The sequence below is a fragment of the Ruegeria sp. YKSD179 genome (assembly GCF_059612885.1).
The window spans coordinates 198,500-220,784 of the sequence record NZ_JBXWRL010000002.1 but is presented as its reverse complement, the minus strand read 5'-3'; the positions used below and the strand labels follow the sequence as shown (position 1 = coordinate 220,784).

Here is a 22,285-nt window from a genome sequence, read left to right as displayed (position 1 = left end):
TTTTTACGTTACGAAACGCGAAGGCGCATAAGCGCTTAAATCCGTGTTCGGAGTTCTGCCCGAAATCAATTGCGCCAAAAGGCGACCTGTTTTCGGCCCTCCTGTTAGACCGACATGATGGTGTCCAAAGCCCATGAAGGCTCCTTCCACACCTGGCACCTCACCGATTATTGGAATCGAGTCCGCAGGCGCCGGCCTGTGCCCCATCCATTCCACTTCCTCCTTCCATGTCAAACCCGGAAAGACCTGCCGGGCGTTCTTGCGCATCAATTCGAAGGGCGCACGAGATGGCGGAGCGTCCAGTCCCCCGAATTCTACAATCCCTGCCAGCCGAATACGACCGTCCATCGGTGTTGCCACAAATTTTCCAGACACTACCATCACAGGACTGCGCGGCATGGCAGAGGGCTCTATCAATTCAAGATGATAGCCGCGTTCGCTTTCAAGAGGAACAGAAACTCCTAACCGTTTTGCGAGAGGCCCTGACCACACACCGGCGGTCACAATCGCCGTGTCGCATTCGATGATCTGACCGTCTGCTCTGACCCCACTAACCCGACCATTTTCACGGACCATATCCTCGACATTGGCGCGGATAATTCTGCCACCCTTGGCTTCGACATAAGACGCAAGGTCTTTAACGTACCGACCAGGGTCAGTGATGTGGCCATGATCCGCCAACCTAATTGCGAAGCCGATATCCTTGCTGAACACAGGATCATAAGCTCGAAACGCCTGACCCTCTAATTCGTCCCAAGTAAAGCCGTTTTTTCGCCGGACGTTCCATCCGAACGCGTCACCATCGAAATGGGAACGGTCATTGTACAAAAATAGATAGTCCGAAGGTACGATCCACTTTTCTGCACCGGTCCCAGCAGCCAGTGCCTTATGATCATTCAAACTGTCGCCAATAATTGGCGTCAAAGCCGCGGCAATGCGGTCCACGTCCGCGTCATTTGCATGCTTCAGATACCGCGTCAGCCAAGGAATTAGCCGAGGCAAATACGCCCATTTAAGGAACAATGGCTGAGAAGGGCTGAGCAACATTTTGGGCGCCTTGCCTAACAACCCCGGAACAGTCACTGGAACCACCGAACAGGAAGCCAATACACCACCATTCCCGTGCGAGGTGCCCTCACCCGGCCCGGCTTTGTCAATCAGGATCACATCGTGACCATCCCTTTGCAGCCAGACTGCCGTCGATACCCCGACAATGCCGGCCCCGATGATCGCAATGGTTTTAGAAGAGCTCATGCCGCCACCGCCTTGGTCACTGCATAGTGGTTCAGTTTGCCCTCATCTGGCCTACTACCCAACCCGGCCGTCTGCGGAACAACAACCTGGCCGTCTGCAACAGGGAAGGGAGTTTCCAATATGTCTTCTGCCAGAAAGTAGGATGCCTGATAAAACTCACAGCCCAATGTTATTTCTGGAGTAGCAGCAATCATATGCGTTCCTGCCAGATGCGCCAGACCAGCTTCGAACATGTCTCCGCCGTATGCGCTAAGGCCGTGCGCTGCGGCAATGCGGGCGACGGTTTGACCGCGGGACAATCCGCCGGATTTCATAATCTTCACGGACACACCGTCGCAAATCCCTTCTCTTGCTGCACGTTCCATGTCCTCGGGTCCAAAAACGCTCTCATCCGCCAAAAGCGGCACGTCGATGATCTGTTTTAGGTTAGCCATTGCTTTGAAATGATGCGCGCGCACTGGTTGTTCGATGAAATCAGGCTTGAACTGCGCTACATCTTTTACTTGTTTTGGCGCGTCTTCAATAGAAAGACCCTGGTTGTAATCCACTCGAACCGAAAATTCCGGGAAGTTTTGTGCAAGCTGTTCCAATCGCATAATGTCAAACGCGTGATCCTTGAAACCGGTTTTAAGTTTGACAATCCGTACGCCGTCATCTCGCAATCGCGCCAACAGATCGATATCTTGTGAAAAATCCGGGTTGGCGATGGAACAGCTCAGCGGAATGGTATCCCGGCACTTACCGCCCAGCAATGACCAAACAGGTACCTTTGCAATCCTACCAGCTAAGTCCAACAAAGCGCTGTCCAAGGCGGCTTTGGCTTCGGTGCAATGCGCAACCGCATAAGCGGCACTTTCCATGATAGCAGCTCGGTCACTGACTTGCTTGCCAGTCACCAGCGGCCGCAAGTATCTGTTCAATGCAGCGTACGTCGCCTCTGGGGTACCGGTAAACACAGACCACGGAGATGCTTCGCCAAAACCTTCGCTTCCGTCCTCAGAAGTCAGGCGTAAAATGACGACTTCGCATACGCCCTCAACGGACCCAATGCCGTGATCGCGTCGTGATGTGACTGGCAACTCTAGGTGCCACAGGTCATACCCGATAATCTTTTGCTTCAGGTCGCCCATTCGCCCTCCTAGAACAAAAACCAAACTGCCTTGACGCACCCATCATTTCAAATACTATCTTTTCACAACTCCATCAGAAAAAATGATGAGGCGGAAGATGTCCCTGAGATTTCGTCAATTGCAGGCCTTTCATGCAATCATGGAAACAGGAACGGTGACGGGCGCTGCGTCGGTTTTGGGAATTTCGCAACCGGGGATCAGCAATCTTCTTTCGCAATTAGAGCGCGAAGCCCGCATACCGCTTTTTGAACGAAACAAGGGCCGTCTGCTTCCGACGCCAGAGGCTGAATTATTGTATCGTGAGGTCGACACCGTGGTACGCGGGTTGGATCATGTAGCCCAAGCGGTTTCGGATTTGCAGAACAAACATCCTGGCCAATTACAAGTCGCAGCACCTCATATGTTGTCTTTTGGTTTTATACCGCAGGAGATTGCGAAATTTGCCCAATCACGTCCCAATTTGTCGGTCAGTTTTCAATCGCAATATTCGTCGAAGATCCAGGAATGGGTCATCTCAGGTCTGTTTGAGATCGGGGTGGTTGAAATGCCTATATTGCACGACACGCTGAACTATCAGGTCTTTCAGTTCGAAACACTGGCCACCTTTCCGGAAAACAGTCCGCTGGCTGCCTATGATATTCTGACGCCCGAACTGCTTGAAAACGAACCGTTTATCGTGATGGGTCCAGAACATCAGACCCATCGTCGCACACGCGATATTTTTCAGGCTGCTGGACGGGTGTGGCGCACCCAAATCCATACGCATCTGTCCGAGAACCTTCTTAGCTTCGTGAAACAGGGCCTAGGTGTCGCGATGATCGACCCATTCACTGTTAAGTTCGACCGCGAAAGCGGCTACATGACCCGCCCCTTTTCACCCGCTGTAACGCTCGACCTTGCCGTGATAACCGCAAAAGGTCGACCACTATCATCAATTGCGCAAGAGTTCCTGGCGCAGATGACACAGTCGATTGCGACTTATGCAACCCATTCAGACACCGGTGCAGCCGCTTCGTGCAGTGGCTGAGAGTGGATATCAACCAGCGTAGGACCATCGTGTTCCATCGCTTGTTTCAAAACTTTTCGCAGGTCTTGCGGGTCTTTCACCGTCCATGACCGTACACCAAATGCAGCCGCGACAGCGGCATGATCCGTCCTGGTAAAATCCACGTTGTAATAGCGCTGTCCAAAGCCGGCATTTTGGCCAGCCTTGATCCAACCAAAGACTGAGTTTGAGAATACGATGGAGGTTATCGGCATCTTATGCCTGACCATGGTTTCAAACTCACCGCAAGTGAACCCAAATGACCCGTCTCCCATTACGGCAAGCGTTTTGACCGACGGGCGGCCAACATGTGCACCCATTGCAGCCCCAAGCGAATAACCCAGTGCGCCATGGGCCCGATTGGTGATAAAATGACGCCCGGCGGTTTTCCAACGATAGTGCGCACTGAAATAAGGACACGGCGTACCGGGATCGGCGACAATAATTGCATCGTCGTCTAGGATATCTATAAGCGCGGCCATCACAGCTTCGGGTCGGATTGGTGTTTGAGTGCTTGCGGCTAGGGGAGCAAATGCTGCTAATTTGGCATCCCAAGCCGATTTAGCCCGCGCCTTTCCGTTTTGACTTGGAAGATCTTTGCGTGCCTGCAAAGCGTCCGCTAGCGCATTCAATGCTAATCGGGCGTCCGCGCAAATTGCGACTTCTGTTTGGTAATTCGCGCCGATAACCATGGGGTCGCTATCGATGTGGATGATTTTGGCATCCCGCCCTGGGCTCTGCCAACGTTCAGTTGTGACGGAACCTGCCCGGCACCCGATAAACAGAACGACATCAGCTTGATCCACGACTTCCCGAGTTGCAGGAACACCTCCGTTCGATCCGACGACGCCCAATGATAACGGATCAGTTTCAGCGACGGCCCCCTGCCCCGAAACTGTTGTCGCGATTGGCATCTCCAAAAGATCGGCCACTCGGCGCAATTCATCAACCGCCCCAGAAAGCACAGGACCGCCACCGCATACTACGACGGCCGATCTAGCCTGCGCTAAGACATCGACAGCTGCTTCGACGGCATCTGGATCGGCGGCAGCACGTTCGGCCGGAAAGCTGCGATGCCGCGCGTCGGCCCAAATTTCAGCCTCATCGACTGGAGCTTTCTGGGTATCAAATGGCAAGGCCAAATGCGCCGCGCCCGGGGTTCCTGTCGTCATCGCACGAAACGCGGCCCGAACCATTGCGGGCAACCTTGCCGCGTCATCAAGCGACGCATTCCATTTCGCAAGCGGCTTAAACAAGGTCTGTTGATCCAACTCGGTCAAAGGGTATTTTCCGCGGCTGGTCGTCGCCACATCAGATGTAATGGCCAATATCGGCACGGAACTTTCGTTAGCCTCTACCACGCCCGGCAAAATGTATGTGGCACCTCCGCCTGATGGCCCTTCGCAAACTCCGGGCTTGCCGGTCACGCGGGCGTAACCGTCTGCCATATACGCAGCGTGACGTTCATCCCGTGTTAGGATGTGTTGAATTCCGTGGTCCATACGCGCCAAGGCATCGTAGAATGGCAAGGTAGTATCTCCGCAGAGGCCAAACATGTGCTTAACGCCATGCGCCTGAAGCATACGAACCATGGCTTCTGCTCCGGTCAGGTGATTTGTACCCGTCATTGGTTGCTCCTCCTCGCCAGATAATTGCACACAGAACTGTATACAGTTTTGTATATTGAATTCAAGACCGACCTGTGGCACCCCTGAGTCACTGATAACGAGGCGTTTGATATGACTGGACCGCGTGTTGACGATATCTATGAACAGGTAAAAGCGATGGCCGTTTCGTTTCGCTTGCACCCCGGAGATCGTCTTAACGAAGTTGCGTTGTCAAAAGAACTGGGCGTAAGCCGCACGCCGTTACGCGAGGCATTGAATCGGTTGGTGGCCGAACGTCTGTTTGATTTTCGCCCCGGGCAAGGATTTTTCTGCCGTCTGCTGGACGCACAAGGCGTTTTTGACTTATTCGAACTGCGGCAGATAATCGAAGTTGCTGCCGCGCGGTCGGCCTGCGAAAGAGCAACGGATCAAGAATTACGGGCGCTTAATGACGAACTTCACTCAACTGGTTTGGATGTGACGGGTTTGACCGTGGAAGAGGCCGTAAGGCGAGACGAGGCATTCCATCTTGGCATCGCACGTTTGTCGGGCAACATGGAACTTCTCCAAACCCTGGAAAGGATCAACGAGAGAATCCGTTATATCCGTTGGGTTTCCATGAACTTAGACCGAGTGCATCGGTCAAAAGGCGAACATAAACGAATAATGCAGGCCCTGCTGGAGCGCGACGTGGATAAAGCAGCTTTGAATTTAGGCGAACACATCACCAAGCGTATGGATCAAATTCAAGAGGCCGTACGCAACGGAATATCCAGTATCTATATGGAAGGATCACAGGAAATTTCGACCCGCGTCATCGAGGAGGCATAGGGGATGATCGCAAATGGCGGCAAATCTTTATACGGGGCATCGGTCGGCATTTTGATGCTGGATGCCCGGTTTCCACGTATACCCGGAGATATGGGGAACGCGCTGACTTGGCCTTTTCCCGTACACTATCGAATAGTCCGCGAAGCCACCCCCGATCTAGTTGTCCGCAAAAGCGCAAAAGGATTGTTAGACGCCTTCGTTGACGCAGCAAAGGAGTTGGTCAAAGACGGCGTAGACGGGATAACCACCAATTGTGGCTTTCTATCCCTATTTCAAGAAGAATTGGCCGCAGCTGTTCCGATACCAGTTGCAACATCCTCTCTGATGCAGGTCGGGATGGTTAACCGGGTTTTGCCAGCAGGCAAACGCGCCGGCATACTAACCATATCAGCGTCCACACTCACCGACGACCACCTGAGAAAGGCTCAGGTTCCAGACGGGACGCCAATTGGCACGACCGAGGGAGGCGAGGAATTTACCCGCGCCATCCTTGGCAATGAGCCGACGCTAGATGTCAACAAGTCCCGACTGGATAATGTCGAGGCTGCAATGAAACTGAAATCAAACAATCCAGACCTTGGGGCAATTGTTTTAGAATGTACAAACATGTGTCCCTACGCGCCAGACATCCAGCAAGCCACTGGATTACCTGTATTTTCAATCGTGACTTTTGTGAGCTGGTTTCAGTCAGGGCTCATGCCGCCAAGGTATCAGACCCCGCATTGAAACATACAGGCCCCTTGAACCGTTGGCCAGCTAGCAGGGTTTTTAACTCACGTTGTCATGCGGTCATGCAAAACGGTACAGCTTTTGCCGACCCCTAAGGTCATTTTAGTCTGCGTTTTTTGTCGTCTGCCTCAGGACCAGACGAACAGGTGTTCGCTTGGTTTCGGAAGGCACAGTGCCTTCTTGCAGCCAGCCTAGTATTGTATCGGCAATCTGTTCTCCGAACTCTTCAACTCCGCAATGCACGGTTGATAACGTAGGCCAGCATTCCGACGCCTCTTTTATGTCATCAAAACCTATTATTTGAAAATCCTGGCCGACTTTGAGATTGGCCTCGTGACAGGCGTTTATCATCCCGAATGCGACCAGATCGTTGAAGCACAATGCAGCATTACAATCCGGATGTTCCCGAAACAGATCAGCAGCAGCGGCATGACCAAAAGCTCGACTGGATTTTCCAGTCTTTACAATCGGTTTCAGTCCCTTTGAATGCATAATCTTTAGGTACCCGGAAACTCTTTCCTCTGTAACTTGCCGCCCCTCTAATCCACCTACAAAAGCAATTTCTCTCGCGCCGGAGTCCAATAGAAATTGAGTTGCCGCGCGACCACCATCTTCGTAATCCGGGGCAAAGAATGGGAACTTGGCAGTACACCCATCCGCCCGGCGCAAAACTTGCATCATCGGAATTCCGGCTCGTTCCACAGCAGCAAGTGTGCTTGAGACGTCCCCGTAAGCAGGGGACAGGATTAGTGCCGAAACGCCGTGTTCTAACATGGCCGCCACAACCTGATCCTGAATTTCCGGGTCTTCGTTTGTGTTAGCCACAACCACAGCATAGCCCCGAGAACCAAGAGCCATCTGCAATGAAGTCGCAAATTCAGTGAAAAAGGGGTTGGTCAGATCGTTAATTACAAGACCGATTAGCGCCGTACCGGAGGATCGAAGATTAGCCGCCGACCGGTTATAGACGTAACCGATTTCTTTCATAGCGGCGTGAACTAATTGTCGTGTTTCAGGTTTTACTTGAGCACTCCCTTGGAGCACCAAGCTGACCGTGGATTTTGAAACGCCCGCCTTGTCAGCAACATCTATGATGGTCGGTCTGCGCATCCAGTTTATTGTTCGATACCGTACAACTTCAACAGTGTCTTCATCCGCGCTGTAGCCTCATCAGGCGACAGGAGTAAACCAGCTTGATCAGCAAGCCTGAAAACCTGCGCGTAGTGACAAACGCCCCGACTTGATTGAAATCCTGCGGGCATCACAAAATGTGACTGTGCTTGGTTTAACCAGGCCAGAAACGCTATCCCCGCTTTGTAGAAGCGTGTAGGCGCTTTGAAAATTTCGCGGCTTAGTGGAACAGTTGGTGCAAGTAGTGCGTGGTACTTTTCCATGTCATTCTCGGCTAAAGCCTCAAGCGCTTGACTGGCTGCGGGAGCGATAGCCGCAAATATTCCTAACAAAGCATGTGAATAATGCTTCCCATCGCCGGCTATCAAGTCGGCATAATTGAAATCATCTCCCGTATAGAGCCGTACCCCTTCAGGCAACCTTGCGCGAAAAGTCTCTTCGTGTGCCTGATCCAACAGCGAGATTTTAATGCCATCTACTTTGGCAGGGTTCTCAGAGATTAGGGACAGAACAAAGTCGCTGGCGGTCTCAATTTCGTTACTGCCCCAATAGCCTTTCAATGCGGGATCGAACATGTCGCCTAACCAATGTAGGATTACCGGCTCGGAAGAACCATCGATCAGCGCTCGATAGACATTGTGATACACATCCGGACCGGCATTTATTGCTGTAAACGCCCGCGACGCCATCAAGATCAATTGCCCCCCGGCCTCCTCGATCGCTTGAGCCTGATGTTCGTAAGCCGCCAGAATATCATCTGCTGACCGCAGCGACTCTGGGTCAGCGTGATCTGTCCCTGCCCCACAAGCCACTCTGGGAGACAACGAATGAACACGTGCCGCCGCCATAGTCCGTTGGATCAGTTCGAGTGCAGTGTCCCAATCGACGCCCATTCCGCGTTGTGCAGTGTCCATCGCTTCGGCCAGCCCCAATCCTTGGTCCCAGAGTCCTTCGCGAAATTGCAGCGTTGCGTCCCAATCGACGGCGGGTCTGCCAACCCACGGTGTGTGATCCAACATTGGGTCCGAGACCACATGCGCTGCGGCAAATGCAGTACGCGTCAGAGGCACTTTAGGTGCGCGCGGCACCAAAGGCGTACCGGCCGGTGCATATGTTTCCAATTCGCCTTGGTAGGTTGGCAGTATTAGCGTCATCGCTTAGACCTCGATATCCAGAACCAGAATACCGTCAATTCCACCGATGGCATTCTGAACAAGTTTGGCGCCCAACGCTTTGTGCGTTTCGTCGGACTGATAACGCTCCAGCGCAGACCAATCGGTGAAATCAATCACAAAGCCGTGCATGTAGCCGCGCTCTATCTGTTCCGGACTATTGCTGCGCCCTCCTGTGAAACCGCCAGCACCGGTCAATGACTCGGACAACTCGGAAAGACCGGAATAAATATTCTCGATCGTTTCTTCGGTCACGTCGGTTTTGAATTTTGTCAGAACAATATGGCGGATCATCACATAAATCCCTGATCTTGTTTAATCATGTCGGAAACTTTTTCCCCGATCATGATCGTTGGAGCGTTGGTGTTCGAAGAATTGACTGTCGGCATTATCGACGCGTCGGCGACCCGCAGCCCGTCGACTCCGTTGAATCGCAAACGTGGATCTAGAACGGCTTCGGCATCGCTACCCATTCGACAAGTACCCGCGCAATGGTGCGAGGTTTTAGAGTGCACACAGATAAAATCGAAATACTCCTGCTCGGTCCTAACCTTCGGCCCTGGCAGACGCTCGGCAAGAATGTAAGGTTTCAACGCGTCCTGAGCCAGTATCTTCTGCACCAATTTGAGACCGCGGATCGACATCTCCCGGTCATAAGGGTCAGCCAGATAGTTCGGGTCGATTAGCGGCATAGCTGAGGGGTCAGCGCTCTGCAATCGAACTGTGCCCCGGGACCTTGGGCGCAAAAAACACGCGTTAAGGGTCACCCCGCCATTGGGCATCGCCTCGACCCCGGCTTCGATCCCGGTACCCAAGCCCAAATGCATTTGAATATCCGGCGATCTTGCCTCGGGGTCAGCATACCAGAACCCTCCGGTTTCGAAGAGACTTGAAGCGACCGGCCCCCTTCGGGTTAAAAGGTATTGTAATCCCGCTATTGCCGAAAGATGGAGCTTGGCAAACCTGTCATATGTATGTGGGCCAGTAACCTCGCATATTGAATATAAGTCCAGATGGTCCTGCAGGTTCTCACCAACTTGTGGCTGGTCATAAACCGCTTTGATTCCGATACCTTCCAGTTGTTTCGCGGGCCCTATTCCAGAGAGTTGCAACAGTCGCGGAGATCCAATCGCGCCCGAGGATAAAACAACCTCTTTGGCAGCGGAGATTTTTTCGCCGCTAATCATCTCCACACCAGTTGCGCGCCCCTTCTCTACCAAAATTCGCCGAACTTGAGTGTCTGTGCGCACGGTCAAATTTGGGCGCTTGCGGTTAGGGGCGACAAAGGCCATAGCAGCGGAAGAACGACGCGCGTTGCGTTGGGTCAATTGATAATAGCCGGCGCCATCCTGTCTTGTTCCGTTTACGTCGCGGGTTTCCGGAATACCCAACTGCCCTGCTGCTTGAATGTATGCATCACAAATCGGCAGTGGTGCTGAAGGCATAGAAACACCCAATGGCCCACCCTTGCCGTGGAACTCGTCGTCATAGACGTCATTATCTTCTGATTTTTTGAAGTAGGGTAGCACATCGGCATACCCCCATCCCTCGCACCCCATTTGACGCCATTCGTCATAGTCCTGCGCTGCACCACGCGTGTAAATTTGCGCGTTGATCGACGACCCGCCGCCAATAACCTTAGCTTGCGTGTAGTTGAACACCTTGTTTTGCATATGTTTTTGAGGCACCGTTGACCACCCCCAACTCCCGATGCCTTTGGTCATTTTGGCAAATCCAGCAGGAAGGTGGAAAAGTGGGTTTCTGTCAGAGGTTCCCGCCTCTAGCAGCAGGACTTTAGCGGATGGTTCTTCGGACAAACGTCCAGCAATTACAGAACCAGCCGAGCCTCCGCCGACTACGATAAAATCATATCCTTCAGACATTCTCTTTCGTCCTCAGAAGCTTGTTGTTTACAAACGCGAGATAGACAAACCGCCATCCACCGGAATCGCAGCACCGGTGGCGAATTCCAATTTTCCCTGCGCGATCGGCACGATCACTGAACCAATGTCCCTTGCTTCGCCCCAGCGCACAGCAGGTACAAGGCCACCTTCGATACGGTCGGTGTATTTTTCGCGTACACCTTCGGTCATTTCGGTCGCAATAATGCCCGGGCGCAGTTCGAAAACTCCGATCCCATGCGGCGCCAATCGAACGGCAAATAGCTGGGCCATCATCGCTGCTGCGGCTTTAGACACGCAATATTCTGCTCGCTCGACGGATACCATCGTCGCGCTGACAGAGGTTACAAATGTGATCGAGCGGTACGTGTTTTGTGGCTGTGCAAGCATACGCCGAGCAACTTCTTGCGCCAGAAAGAACGCCCCTCGCAAGTTGATGTTCTGCACAAAGTCCCAACTCTCGGGCTGTAGGTCCAGCATGTCACCCCGAACCGGAGCACCAACGCCAGCGTTGCTTACCAACGCGGTCACCGGACCCAGCTGCGCTTCTACCTGATCAAGGCAGGAAGACACATTGTCTATGTCCGAAACGTCATGTTGTACGTAAACCGCGTTGGGCCCAAGTGCTGCCAGCGCGTTTTTTACGGCAGGTTCTTCTGGTGCCGAGCGCGAAGCCATTGCAACCTGGAATCCTGCGGCAAGCAAGGCACGCGAAATTCCAAAGCCTATCCCCTGTTGTCCACCAGTGACCAATGCGATTCCGGTCATGCCGCAAACTCCGTTTCAATTATGTGGCGTCCGGTTCGCAACGCGAGTGCCGCGATAGTGAGCGCTGGATTGACCGCGGCGGAAGTCGGAAGGACTGACGCGTCAACAACGAACAAGTTCCTGTGGTCATGGCTCCGGCAAAAGATATCCACCACGCTGTTGGTCGGATTTTTACCCATGCGTGCCGTGCCACACTGATGCGACGGAGTGCGCCTGTCAAAAGGGCGGGACAATACGACAGGAAAGCCAGCCCGGCGAACATGAGACTTCAATCGCGCCACAAGTTCCTTGTGCGCTTCCCAGTTCGAGCGCTTCCAGTCGAGGCGAATTTTCCCCCCTTCAACTGTTACACGGCTTTCCGGGTTCGGCAGGTCCTCGGACATTGCGTAGAAGTCAAAACTGCGCTCGGCGATTAGCTTGGCGATCCAACCCGGCAATTTGGTTTGAGACGCAAGGATTGGACCAGTGATTTTACCCAGCATCTGGATGTTTCCCAAAGGCGGTCCGCCGTTACCGTCGCTGTTGTAATAGTCGTTGAACATCAGAGTTTTCTGATAAATCGATCTGTTGCGGCGCAAAGGGTGCAAGGCCAGTACAGCCGAGCAATTATGGTTCATGAAATTTCGTCCGACTTGATCGGAACGATTTGCCAGTCCCATGGGGCAAGTTTCATTTGCCGACTTTAGCAAGAGCGCCGCAGACTGAACGGCTCCGGCCGAAAGAACTATCAGTGGCGCCTGCAACATGCCATGGCCTTCAACCTCGACACCCATTAGACTGCCGTCTTCGGCAGCGATCAGTTTACGCGCCTGCGCGCCGGTCAGAAGTTCAACATTTTCATACTGCAGAGCTTTGGCCAAAGCACTGTTTTCCGCATCCATTTTGCCACCACAGGTGTTTGGAAACGCGTCCCAAGTGGTTTGACCCGCAGCCAGCCATCTATCGATATCAACCCCAAGCGGCACCGATGATGGTGTCAATCCGACTTGGTTAAGGCGCTTACGCAAATCAGCAACATCCGGTTCATCCGCGACTGGCAAGTGCGGATATTTTATGCTGTGCGGCGGTTCCGTCGGGTCCTCGCTGTCGGTCCCGCGAACTTCGTACAGGTGCTCGGCAGCGCAGTAGTCGATCTCTAATTCATCATAAGAAATAGGCCAGCCAGGGGAACTTCCACTCATGTGCGGGCGCGGTTGGAAGTCCTCACGCCGGTACCGGATCAACGCTGCTCCGTAGAACTTTGAATTCCCACCAACGCAGTAGTAGTTACCCGGATTAAATGACTTATCGTCGCCGTCCAACCATGTCTCGTCTGGACGGAAAAATCCATCTCCAAAAATCGCCTTGGGGTCCCTGTCTTGTGGTGATGGAACCAGACGTTCACCGCGCTCCACGACTAAGATTCGGCGACCAGAAGGCGCCAAGGTCGCTGCCAGAGTTGACCCGCCCATCCCGGAACCGATGATTATTACGTCTGCCCGTGTCACGGAGTGATCCGCATCTCGCTCTCTGGGTCAAAAGCCACGGCCTTTTCCATGTTCACGGCAAATGGGAAATCCTGACCTGGTGCGACCTCTGCGTCCGAGCGCATTCGGGCAATTACATCCTGCCCACCGAGTGTCATGGAGACAAAAGTGTCTGAGCCTGCAGGCTCCGTCACCACGATGCGGTTGGTCATCGAGGCAATGTTGGAGGACTTGCGATCGGCACCATCCATGTCGGTAATGGTCTCAGGGCGGATGCCCAACAGGATCTCGCGCCCATCCCAAGCTGAAAGGTTGTCCTGACTAAATGGGAGTTGCGCCACGGAACCATCATGCAGCGCGACCTCGGCATGCGGGCGGCCATTTAACACGGCTACTTTCGCGGGCACCACGTTCATCGCAGGTGAACCCATAAAGGTCGCCACAAAGATATTTGCCGGCGTGTCATAAATTTCCTGAGGGGTACCAAGCTGCTGAACATAGCCGCCGTTCATGACTGCGATGCGGCTGGACAAAGTCATCGCTTCAATCTGGTCATGAGTCACATAAACGATGGTTGTGCCGAGGTTCTGGTGCAGCTTCTTGATTTCAGTCCGCATGTCCACGCGCAACTTGGCGTCGAGGTTGGATAGAGGCTCGTCAAACAAGAACACGTCCGGTTCCCGCACCAGCGCACGTCCCATAGCAACACGCTGGCGCTGACCACCAGAAAGTTGCCCGGGCTTGCGGTCGAGAAGCTGCTCAATTTGCAGCAAATTGGCGACCTCGGTCATCGCCTTTTCACGCTCAGGCTTGGGCACACCGTGCATCTCAAGCCCGAATGTGATGTTCTGCCCTACTGTCATGTTGGGGTAGAGCGCATAGCTCTGGAACACCATGGCGATGTTGCGGTTTGACGGATGCACACCGTTCATAACCTGATCCTTGATCCGGATTTCACCGCTGGTAATATCCTCAAGCCCCGCAATCATGTTCAGCAAAGTGGACTTGCCACATCCTGATGGGCCGACGAGCACAAGGAACTCGCCCTCTTGCACCGATATATCGACTTTATGCAAAACTTCGACTGACCCATAGGATTTGGTCGCGTTGTCTATGTCCAGAAATCCCATCAGGCCTTATCCTTTCACGGAACCCGCCATCAGGCCGCGGACAAAGTATCGACCGGCCACGATGTAGACGAGCAGAGTTGGCATGGCAGCCAATATGGCGCCTGCAAAATGAACGTTGTATTCCTTTACGCCGGTTGACGACTGAACGAGGTTGTTCAGCGCCACGGTCATTGGCTGGCTGTTGGCGTCGGCAAAGGACGCACCGAACAGAAAGTCATTCCAGATGTTCGTGAACTGCCAGATGATAGAGACCACGGCGATCGGTCCTGAGCTGGGCAGAAGGATACGCCAGAAAATCTGGAAAAAACCTGCCCCGTCAATCTGTGCCGCTCGGATCAGTTCGGTCGGAAAAACGGCGTAGTAGTTGCGGAAATATAGCGTTGTGAAGCCTATCCCATAGACCACATGTACCAAAGCCAAGCCCCAAGTTGTGCCCGCCAGCCCGATGATACCAAGCATCCGCGCCATTGGGATCAAGACGATCTGGAACGGGATGAAACAGGCAAACAGCATCAGACCGAACAGGATAGTATCGTACTTGAACCGCCACTTGGTCAGCACATAGCCATTCAAGGCGCCTAGAATTGTCGAGACGATCACAGCCGGGACAACCATCTTGATCGAGTTCCAGAAGTAGGGCTTCAAACCGGTTGGATCGACACCGATCTGGGCCGAAGACCAAGCTTTCAGCCACGGCTCCAGCGTGAAGACTTGCGGCAGGTTCATCATCCCACCGCCGGTGATCTCCTCCAGCGGCTTAACAGAATTCACCAGCATCACGTAAAGCGGCAGCAGGTAGAAAAGCCCGAACAACAGCAGCACCAGATAGATCAGCGTGCGCGTGACGCGGCCAGTGCGGATTGCGGTATCCTGAGTGGCTTGTGACATCAGCGTTTCTCTCGCAATTCGGCGTATAGGTACGGGATCATTATCGCGGCGATTGTCATCAGCATGATCGTGGCTGAGGCAGCACCGATACCCATCTGGTTCCGAGTGAATGTGTAGGAGTACATGAAGGTCGCAGGCAATTCTGTTGCTCGACCCGGACCTCCTCCGGTCAACGCGATCACAAGGTCAAAGGTTTTGATCGCCAGATGACTTAGGATCACAAAAGCCGACAGGAACGCGGGCCGCAGCTGCGGGATGATGATCCGGCGGTAGAGGTTCCAGTTCGAAGCCCCGTCCATCTGCGCCGCGCGAAGGATTTCGTTGTCAATCCCGCGCAGGCCAGCCAGAAACATCGCCATAACGAAGCCGCTGGTTTGCCAGACCGCCGCCAGAACAACGGTATAGATCGCGTAGTCACGGTTCTTGATCCAGTCGAACTCGAAACTGGTCCAACCCCATGTGTGCATTACATTTTCAAGGCCGATTCCGGGATCAAGAAACCATTTCCAAGCGGTACCAGTGACAATGAAGCTCAGCGCCATAGGATACAGATAAATCGGGCGCAACAATCCCTCACCACGGATTTTCTGATCGAGGAAAATGGCCAGCCCCAGCCCGATACATGTGCAAATCACAATATAGAGGCTCGCGAAGATGCCCATATTGATCAGTGAGGTTTCCCAATGACTTAGCCGCCAGAGTTTGTCATAGTTTTCCCACCCGACCCATCCAAAGCTTGGCAGGATACGGCTGTCGGTAAAGGACAGGTAGACTGAAAACAGAATGAAACCGTAGACAAATACCAGCATCATCGCCAGAGAGGGCGAAAGGACCAGCTTGGGTATCCAATTCTGAAGTCGTGTCTTGAAATCCGCGTCGGCCGAAGCAGCCATGGCGCGTTCTCCTCGTTCGCTTTGCAGTATTCCCTGGCCCTTAAGCCAGGGGAATGACAGGGCGGCTTTCCTGCCGCCCCATCGGGAGGATCACTTTCGGATCACTTGGCGATTGAAACAGCGTCAACCAGTTCTGTTACAGCTGTTTCGCTGTCATACTCGCCATTGAAGTGAGCAGTGACGACATCGTAAACCGCGTTCTTCACCGACGCAGGCGCCGCGTGGCCATGGGCCATCGAGCCGAACAGGTTACCGGACGATGCAGCAGCCGCCAGATCTTTCATTCCCTGCTGACCGCATGCATCCAGATCGCTGCCGTCGACATCTGTCCGCGCGGGAACTGACCCTTTAACCTTGTTAAAGGCGATCTGGAAGGACGGCGAAAGTATCGCACTGGCCAACGCAGCCTGCTCGGCAGAAACCGAACCGCCTTGGTCGAACATCATGAACTGATCGGCGTTAAATGTGACCTGATCCTGGGTTCCCGGAAAGCGGAAGCACAGGAAGTCTTCACCGGGCACTTTGCCTGCATTCAGGAATTCACCCTTTGCCCAGTCGCCCATCATCTGGAAACCGGCCTCGCCATTGATAACCATCGCCGTAGCTAGGTTCCAATCGCGACCTGAGAAGTTCTCGTCAACGTTATCGCGAATGAATGCCATGCGATCAAATGCTTCCTTCATGGCATCGCCACCTAACGTACCTTCATCGAGGTCAATAAATGCAGCCTTATAGCCATCCGGCCCCAGCGTAGACATCGCCACCGCATCGAAAACAGTCGCGTCTTGCCAAGCCTGACCGCCATGCGCGATTGGGGTTAGACCTGCAGCTTTGAGCGCCTCCACAGCGGCAACAAACTCATCCCAGTTTGTTGGCTGAGCAATTCCATTTGCGTCCAATACAGCCTTGTTCGCCCAAACCCAGTTGGTCGAATGCACGTTCACCGGCGCAGCAACCCATTTGCCATCGTGCTTTGCAAACGCTTTCAAAGCGTCTGGGACAACATCATCCCAAGCTTCATTGGCAGCAACATCGTTCAAATCAGCCAAGGCGCCTTGATCGGCCCAGTCCAGAATATCAAACCCTAGCGCCTGAACAGCTGTAGGCGCGTTGCCCGCGGTGACGCGCGCGCGCAACACTGTCATGGCCTGCTCACCACCTCCGCCAGCGACTGGCATGTCGGTCCATCCGATACCTTGTCCGGACAGGTCGTCTTTGAGAACATTCAAAGCCGCAGCTTCACCACCGGATGTCCACCAGTGCAGTACCTCGACCTCTTCCGCCTGAGCGAGGCTGGTTGAACATAGCAACCCGGCCACGATCAGCGTTTTTGTTTTCAGAAATTTACGCATTCTTGTTTCCTCCCTAAATGCGATTTTCATTTCCTGACCCCTTTCCAAAGGCCCGTTTTCAATCTTGCGAAACCCACGGCGTTCGGGTGTTCCCGACACGCATAACCACCGATTTCACTTCGAAAAATTCCTCGAACCCGTAGCGTCCGATTTCCCGCCCCTGCCCGGATTGTTTGACCCCTCCAAAGGCGACTTCGGGGAACCCGTCCATCCAGGTGTTGGTCCAAACTGTTCCCGTTTCTGCACGACGGGCGAATTCAAGGCAGGTGTGAACGTTTTCGCTCCATACACCCGCAGACAGACCGTAAGAGCTATCATTGGTCAGCGCGATGGCTTCGTCCAGTGTTTTGAAGGTCAGAACTGACAAAACCGGTCCAAATACTTCGTCCTTGGCGATCGGCATGTCGGGTGCCACGTGTGTGATTACCGTTGGTTGGTAAAATTGGTCGCCAAGCCCGTTGACGCTCAATCGTTCTCCACCCAAAGCGATCCGAGCGCCATCAGATTGCGCTTGTTTCACATAGGTGTCGATCTTGGTGTTGTGTTCCGGCGTAACAATGGCACCAACTTGGGTCGTTTCGTCCAAGGGATCGCCGAACCTGACTCTCTGCGACAAGGCCACAACTCGGTCGCAAAATTTCTCGGCTATGTCCTCGTGTACGATGATGCGACTGCTGGAATTGCAACACTGACCGACATTGAAATAAACCCCGAACACCACAGCATCCGAAGCAGCTTCCAGATTTGCATCGGGAAAGATCACCTGGGGATTCTTGCCTCCCAGTTCCAAAGCGACTTTCTTGAGCGTATCCGAGGCCGCGGCGCTGATGGTCTTACCCACTGCAGTCGAACCGGTGAAGCTGATCATGTCCACCTCAGCGTGGCTGGACATCACACTCCCGACGGGAACTCCAAAGCCCAATACAATATTGCAAACGCCCGCGGGTATGCCAGCTTCGATCAGAAGCTCGCCGAGCATCACGGTCGTAGATGGTGTCATCTCAGACGGTTTAACAACGACGGTACAGCCTGCGGCCAGCGCAAACGGCAGTTTCTGACTAAGAATCCAAAATGGGAAATTCCACGGAGTGATAATCGAAACAACACCAATCGGCTCCTTCAGAACGACGCCCATTATTTCCGCACCCAGTGAGTTATGGCTATCACCATGAACACTGCGCGCCAAAGACGCTGCATAACGCCACAAGTCTGCAGCCCCCTCTATTTCGCCGCGGGACTGGCTTATGGGTTTGCCACTTTCCAATGTTTCGATCATTGCGATCCGGTCAACGTTTTGTTCAATAAGGTCTGCAACCTTAAGCAAAACAGCAGAGCGCTCTTTGCCCGAAACCCGGCTCCAGACACCGCTGTCAAAGGCAGTTCTGGCAGCTAGGATCGCGGCGTTTGCCTCTGCCTCTCCGCCCCGCGAAGAACGGCTGACAATATGTCCATGCGACGGCGAGCGACGTTCGAAAGTGTCACCTGACTCACTTTTGCACCAATTGCCATTAATTAGATGGCGACCTTCAAAAAGCGATGGTAGCTCGACAGAGATGGCATGATTGATCGTAAAGTCTTTCATCGCGTCATATGCCTGAAAAATTTGGGTTTCGTTTATCCATGAAGGCAGCGACGCCCTCATCTCGATCAGCTGATGCCGCAACCGCCGCGCTTCCTAACGCTTCGACGGCGGCGTGCTTATCTTCATCAACTGCTGCGTGAATCATTTGCTTCGCAATTTCCGTTGCCCGAGGAGACAGCCCCTGCTGTTCGGCTGCGATTTCCAAAGCCCGGGACAAAACGTCATCGGCAACTTCAACAGCGTAGCCCAAGGTTACTGCGCGTTCTGCATTAATACGGCGACCAAACAATGCCATTTCCTTGACGGCACCTTCCGGAAACAGCCGAGTCAACCGCTGCGTACCAGACCAGCCCGGAACGATTCCGACTTTCGCCTCTGGAAGTGCCAAGGTTGCGCGCGGTGCTACAAGGCGCAGGTCGCAACAGCTGGCCAGTTCCAAGCCACCGCCAAAGGCGTGCCCATTGATCGCAGCAATCGTCGGCTTTCCAATCCGGGTCAACCGATCAAAAATTCGATGCCCGTCTCGCACCCAGTGTCGTGCAAACTCCGCCGGACTCAGCGTGCCCCAAGCGGAAATATCAGCACCGCAGCAAAAAGCCTTTTTGCCTGCTCCGGTCAGCACCAATGCCCTGATCGACCCATCCCGTTCTACATCTCGGACCCGTTGCTCCAATACCTCAAGCATTTCAGAGGTCAAAGCGTTCAGCTTCGCCTCGTTTTGCAGGGTCAAAACTGCCGTTTCATCCACGATATGAAAACCGACACCGCTCATAGGCTGATCCCCATCGGCCCCTGAGCGAACAACGAATTGGGCATAACCGAAGCGTTTTCCGCAATTTTGACCCGCCCATCCGAAGCTGCGACTATATCGCGTTGGGCGTCTATACCCGGCATTACTTCGGTTGCGACCAAGCCATCGGGTTCAAGACGGACTACGCATCGCTCGGTGACATAAATCACTTCCTGCCCTGTTTCCCGCGCGCGGCGGCCCGAGAACGTGACATGTTCTACCTTGTCCACCATCTTGGTGAACTTCCCTGGCGCGGCGACGTGAATACCATTATCGTTCAGTTCTATTTTTGCGCCTGCCTCAAACCAGCCAGAGAACACAATCTTTTTCGCCCGGGCGGTTATGTCGACAAAGCCACCGCACCCAGCTGTCAGGTAAGGTTTTTTACCCAATTTCGAGACATTCACGTTTCCCTCGACATCAACTTCGAGGAAAGACAAGAACGACATGTCAAACCCACCACCTTGGAAATAGATGAATTGCTGCGGCGACGGCACAAAGGCATGTGCGTTCGACGCGCAGCCAAAGGCAAACCCCGTCAACGGAACACCACCGACGGCCCCTTGTTCGATTGCCCATGTCACTGCTTGCGGGTGCCCTTCTTCAAGTAAAATACGCGGCACCATAGCGCTTATTCCAAATCCCAAATTTGCGCTCATCCCTGATCGCAGTTCCATCGCAGCGCGGCGTGCGATAACCTTTTCAACGCCGTGCTCGGCAAGTGAAAAGCTGTCCCACGGGCGCATGATCTGGCCAGAAATTGCGGGATCATAGACCGTTTCGGTCGTCTGCTTCTGGTCGGGATCTTCGACGATCATATCGACCAAATGTCCGGGCACACGAACGTCGTGCGGGCGCAAGCTGCCCTCAGCGGTGACGCGCTGAACCTGCGCGATAACCAAACCACCGTGATTGCGCACGCAGATGGCTTGTTCGAGCCCTCCCAAATAAGCTCCTTCATGCTCATAAGTCAGGTTCCCAAATTCATCTGCGGTTGTTGCTCGCAATATACATACATTTGGGTTGATGTTTGGAAAATGCAGCCAGGATTCGCCGCCGAACTCGGCTCTTGTGACAATCGGCGCTGACGCACCTCTGGCATTCATTGCGCAACCTTCGCGAACAGGATCGACAAAGGTTTCCAATCCCACCTTTGTCAAAACACCGGGCCGGTGCGCTGCAGCCTCTCGATGCATGTCAAACAAAATTCCGGACGGCACATTATAGGCGGCCACTCGATCTTCTACGATCATTTTCCAAATCTCTGGCATCTCAAGATTTGAAGGACCCGATGGGTATGATCCCGCCAAAACTCGGGTCAACAACCCATCTTGAGCAAGGTAGTCCATGCCCTTCACGCCATACATGTCGCCAGCGGCGATCGGATGTAGTGAAGTCAGATTTCGTGGGTGGCCTTCATCCCGAAACCGCTGCCCTATAGCTTTCAAAACCAGGTCGGGACATCCTAAGGCTGAAGACGATGAGACCGTGACCACGGCATCATCGGGGATGCTTGATACGGCCTGAGAAACGGAAACAAGCTTGGTCATCAGAAACCACCATAATCCACTTCGACTCGTTGACCGGTCTTTGCAGCCTCGCGAACGCTCAAGGCTACGGACAGAGATTTCACGCCATCCGGTCCGTCCGCTGCCGGGCGCCCATGGCCCTCTGTTGCTGCAACGAACTCGGACACACCCATCACGTACAGAGAATGATCCGGGAACGCGATTTCGTCGCGTCCAGCTTCGGTGACCAGAGTTATCGCGCCAACTGGGCGTTGGGTCATAACGCCGTTCGCGAATATTGACCCTTGGGTTCCATGTACTTCCAGACTCGACCCGGCGAAGGGGTGAGTAAAACTTTCATGTGTCATAACCATAGCACCCGACGGCATCGTCCAAACTGACATGCACGAGTCTTCTACTCCCTGACCCATCCCAGAGCTGGTCATTTGAGCCACGACGTTTGCAGGATCTTCTTGTAACAGAAACCGGGTTACATCTGCGTCATGAACAACAATATCCGGGATAACTCCACCTCCGCTGTCAGCGGAATTGATCCGCCAACCCTGAAGATGGTCAGGCAAATGAACCGCATGATGAATTCGAAGGGACAAGACTTTGCCAACGCGCCCCTGCGCAATGAGTTTCCGAATGGCCCGATGGCTACCAGAACACCTTAGGTGGTGGTTCGTACCAAAGGTAACTCCTGCAGCATTTGCAGCGCGCACCATTTCTGTCGCTTCCTGCAAGGTCATGCCTAACGGCTTTTCGCACAAAACGTGCTTTTTGGCGGCAATGGCCGCCATCGCCTGAGCGTGGTGCTTTTCGTTGGTTGAAGAGATATAAACTGCGCCCACCTCTGGATCGGAAATCGCGTCTTCCAGGCTTGTGGTAGCATTTGCGACATTGTGCTCCTTGGCCCAAACTTTAACGCGATCAGGTGAGTTGCTAACAATCCAAGTAACTTCGTTTCCAGCCTGCTGACGAACCGCATTCACCATATGCTGCGAAGCAATCGTACTTGCGCCCACGAAAGCCCAGTTCACTTTCCACCCCCCGCTTAAAGTCTATTTGGAACGTTCCAATTCTATAATGGAACGTTCCAATGATT

General features: G+C 53.6%; 20 protein-coding genes. 3 read left to right on the top strand and 17 right to left on the bottom strand.

Annotated elements, in window-relative coordinates:
- Positions 1 to 3: 3 nt before the first annotated feature.
- Positions 4 to 1,254 carry an NAD(P)/FAD-dependent oxidoreductase gene (locus tag AC2FNE_RS01285; RefSeq protein ID WP_170476113.1) on the bottom strand — a complete coding sequence of 417 codons (1,251 nt, stop codon included), beginning with the start codon at positions 1,252 to 1,254 and terminating at the stop codon, positions 4 to 6.
- Positions 1,251 to 2,384 carry an enolase C-terminal domain-like protein gene (locus AC2FNE_RS01280; RefSeq protein ID WP_170603924.1) on the bottom strand — a complete coding sequence of 378 codons (1,134 nt, stop codon included), beginning with the start codon at positions 2,382 to 2,384 and terminating at the stop codon, positions 1,251 to 1,253. The genes AC2FNE_RS01285 and AC2FNE_RS01280 overlap by 4 nt, the downstream gene beginning before the upstream one ends.
- A gap of 97 nt (positions 2,385 to 2,481) precedes the next feature.
- Between AC2FNE_RS01280 and AC2FNE_RS01275 the strand changes: the two genes are divergently transcribed.
- The gene (locus AC2FNE_RS01275; RefSeq protein ID WP_170603925.1) at positions 2,482 to 3,411 is read left to right on the top strand and encodes a LysR family transcriptional regulator; all 930 of its coding nucleotides are present in this window, start codon (positions 2,482 to 2,484) and stop codon (positions 3,409 to 3,411) included.
- Here the strand turns inward: AC2FNE_RS01275 and AC2FNE_RS01270 are convergent.
- The gene (locus AC2FNE_RS01270) at positions 3,363 to 5,057 is read right to left on the bottom strand and encodes a thiamine pyrophosphate-binding protein (protein ID WP_496804619.1); all 1,695 of its coding nucleotides are present in this window, start codon (positions 5,055 to 5,057) and stop codon (positions 3,363 to 3,365) included. The two genes, AC2FNE_RS01275 and AC2FNE_RS01270, sit on opposite strands and share 49 nt — an antisense overlap.
- A gap of 111 nt (positions 5,058 to 5,168) precedes the next feature.
- Between AC2FNE_RS01270 and AC2FNE_RS01265 the strand changes: the two genes are divergently transcribed.
- Together AC2FNE_RS01265 and AC2FNE_RS01260 are read left to right on the top strand one after the other, a co-directional pair.
- A complete protein-coding gene (locus AC2FNE_RS01265) occupies positions 5,169 to 5,867 on the top strand; it encodes a GntR family transcriptional regulator (RefSeq protein ID WP_170603927.1) in 699 nt (232 codons plus the stop codon).
- A 3-nt stretch (positions 5,868 to 5,870) separates the two neighbouring features.
- Positions 5,871 to 6,593, top strand: a complete 723-nt coding sequence (locus AC2FNE_RS01260; RefSeq protein WP_170603928.1) for an aspartate/glutamate racemase family protein — start codon at positions 5,871 to 5,873, stop codon at positions 6,591 to 6,593.
- A gap of 105 nt (positions 6,594 to 6,698) precedes the next feature.
- Here the strand turns inward: AC2FNE_RS01260 and AC2FNE_RS01255 are convergent, their stop codons facing one another.
- The 14 genes from AC2FNE_RS01255 to AC2FNE_RS01190 all read right to left on the bottom strand — a co-directional run bounded on the left by AC2FNE_RS01255 (position 6,699) and on the right by AC2FNE_RS01190 (position 22,220).
- Positions 6,699 to 7,706, bottom strand: a complete 1,008-nt coding sequence (locus tag AC2FNE_RS01255; RefSeq protein WP_170603929.1) for a LacI family DNA-binding transcriptional regulator — start codon at positions 7,704 to 7,706, stop codon at positions 6,699 to 6,701.
- Positions 7,707 to 7,711: 5 nt separating this feature from the next.
- Positions 7,712 to 8,881: a dihydrodipicolinate synthase family protein gene (locus tag AC2FNE_RS01250; protein WP_170603930.1), complete on the bottom strand. Its 1,170-nt coding sequence runs from the start codon at positions 8,879 to 8,881 to the stop codon at positions 7,712 to 7,714.
- 3 nt (positions 8,882 to 8,884) lie between these two features.
- Positions 8,885 to 9,193, bottom strand: coding sequence for a Dabb family protein (locus tag AC2FNE_RS01245; protein ID WP_496804618.1), 309 nt, complete (start codon positions 9,191 to 9,193; stop codon positions 8,885 to 8,887).
- The gene (locus tag AC2FNE_RS01240) at positions 9,193 to 10,782 is read right to left on the bottom strand and encodes a GMC family oxidoreductase (RefSeq protein WP_496804617.1); all 1,590 of its coding nucleotides are present in this window, start codon (positions 10,780 to 10,782) and stop codon (positions 9,193 to 9,195) included. Before AC2FNE_RS01240 ends, AC2FNE_RS01245 begins: the two co-directional genes overlap by 1 nt.
- Before the next feature lie 27 nt (positions 10,783 to 10,809).
- Complete coding sequence (locus AC2FNE_RS01235) at positions 10,810 to 11,568, bottom strand: 3-ketoacyl-ACP reductase (protein ID WP_496804616.1); 759 nt, start codon at positions 11,566 to 11,568, stop codon at positions 10,810 to 10,812.
- Positions 11,565 to 13,055: a GMC oxidoreductase gene (locus AC2FNE_RS01230; RefSeq protein WP_170603934.1), complete on the bottom strand. Its 1,491-nt coding sequence runs from the start codon at positions 13,053 to 13,055 to the stop codon at positions 11,565 to 11,567. Before AC2FNE_RS01230 ends, AC2FNE_RS01235 begins: the two co-directional genes overlap by 4 nt.
- Positions 13,052 to 14,164 (bottom strand): ABC transporter ATP-binding protein, encoded by a 1,113-nt coding sequence (locus tag AC2FNE_RS01225; protein ID WP_170476136.1) that lies wholly within the window; start codon positions 14,162 to 14,164, stop codon positions 13,052 to 13,054. The genes AC2FNE_RS01230 and AC2FNE_RS01225 overlap by 4 nt, the downstream gene beginning before the upstream one ends.
- Before the next feature lie 6 nt (positions 14,165 to 14,170).
- Complete coding sequence (locus AC2FNE_RS01220; protein WP_170422333.1) at positions 14,171 to 15,052, bottom strand: carbohydrate ABC transporter permease; 882 nt, start codon at positions 15,050 to 15,052, stop codon at positions 14,171 to 14,173.
- Complete coding sequence (locus tag AC2FNE_RS01215; RefSeq protein WP_170376146.1) at positions 15,052 to 15,945, bottom strand: carbohydrate ABC transporter permease; 894 nt, start codon at positions 15,943 to 15,945, stop codon at positions 15,052 to 15,054. The genes AC2FNE_RS01220 and AC2FNE_RS01215 overlap by 1 nt, the downstream gene beginning before the upstream one ends.
- A 101-nt stretch (positions 15,946 to 16,046) precedes the next feature.
- Positions 16,047 to 17,297: an ABC transporter substrate-binding protein gene (locus AC2FNE_RS01210; protein ID WP_496804615.1), complete on the bottom strand. Its 1,251-nt coding sequence runs from the start codon at positions 17,295 to 17,297 to the stop codon at positions 16,047 to 16,049.
- A gap of 58 nt (positions 17,298 to 17,355) precedes the next feature.
- Positions 17,356 to 18,879, bottom strand: a complete 1,524-nt coding sequence (locus AC2FNE_RS01205; protein WP_170603936.1) for an aldehyde dehydrogenase family protein — start codon at positions 18,877 to 18,879, stop codon at positions 17,356 to 17,358.
- Between the two features lie 4 nt (positions 18,880 to 18,883).
- Positions 18,884 to 19,651 (bottom strand): enoyl-CoA hydratase/isomerase family protein, encoded by a 768-nt coding sequence (locus tag AC2FNE_RS01200; protein ID WP_170603937.1) that lies wholly within the window; start codon positions 19,649 to 19,651, stop codon positions 18,884 to 18,886.
- A complete protein-coding gene (locus AC2FNE_RS01195) occupies positions 19,648 to 21,219 on the bottom strand; it encodes an acyl CoA:acetate/3-ketoacid CoA transferase (RefSeq protein ID WP_170603938.1) in 1,572 nt (523 codons plus the stop codon). The genes AC2FNE_RS01200 and AC2FNE_RS01195 overlap by 4 nt, the downstream gene beginning before the upstream one ends.
- On the bottom strand, positions 21,219 to 22,220 hold the full coding sequence (locus tag AC2FNE_RS01190) for a Gfo/Idh/MocA family protein (RefSeq protein WP_496772198.1): 1,002 nt from the start codon (positions 22,218 to 22,220) through the stop codon (positions 21,219 to 21,221). Before AC2FNE_RS01190 ends, AC2FNE_RS01195 begins: the two co-directional genes overlap by 1 nt.
- Positions 22,221 to 22,285 lie beyond the last annotated feature (65 nt).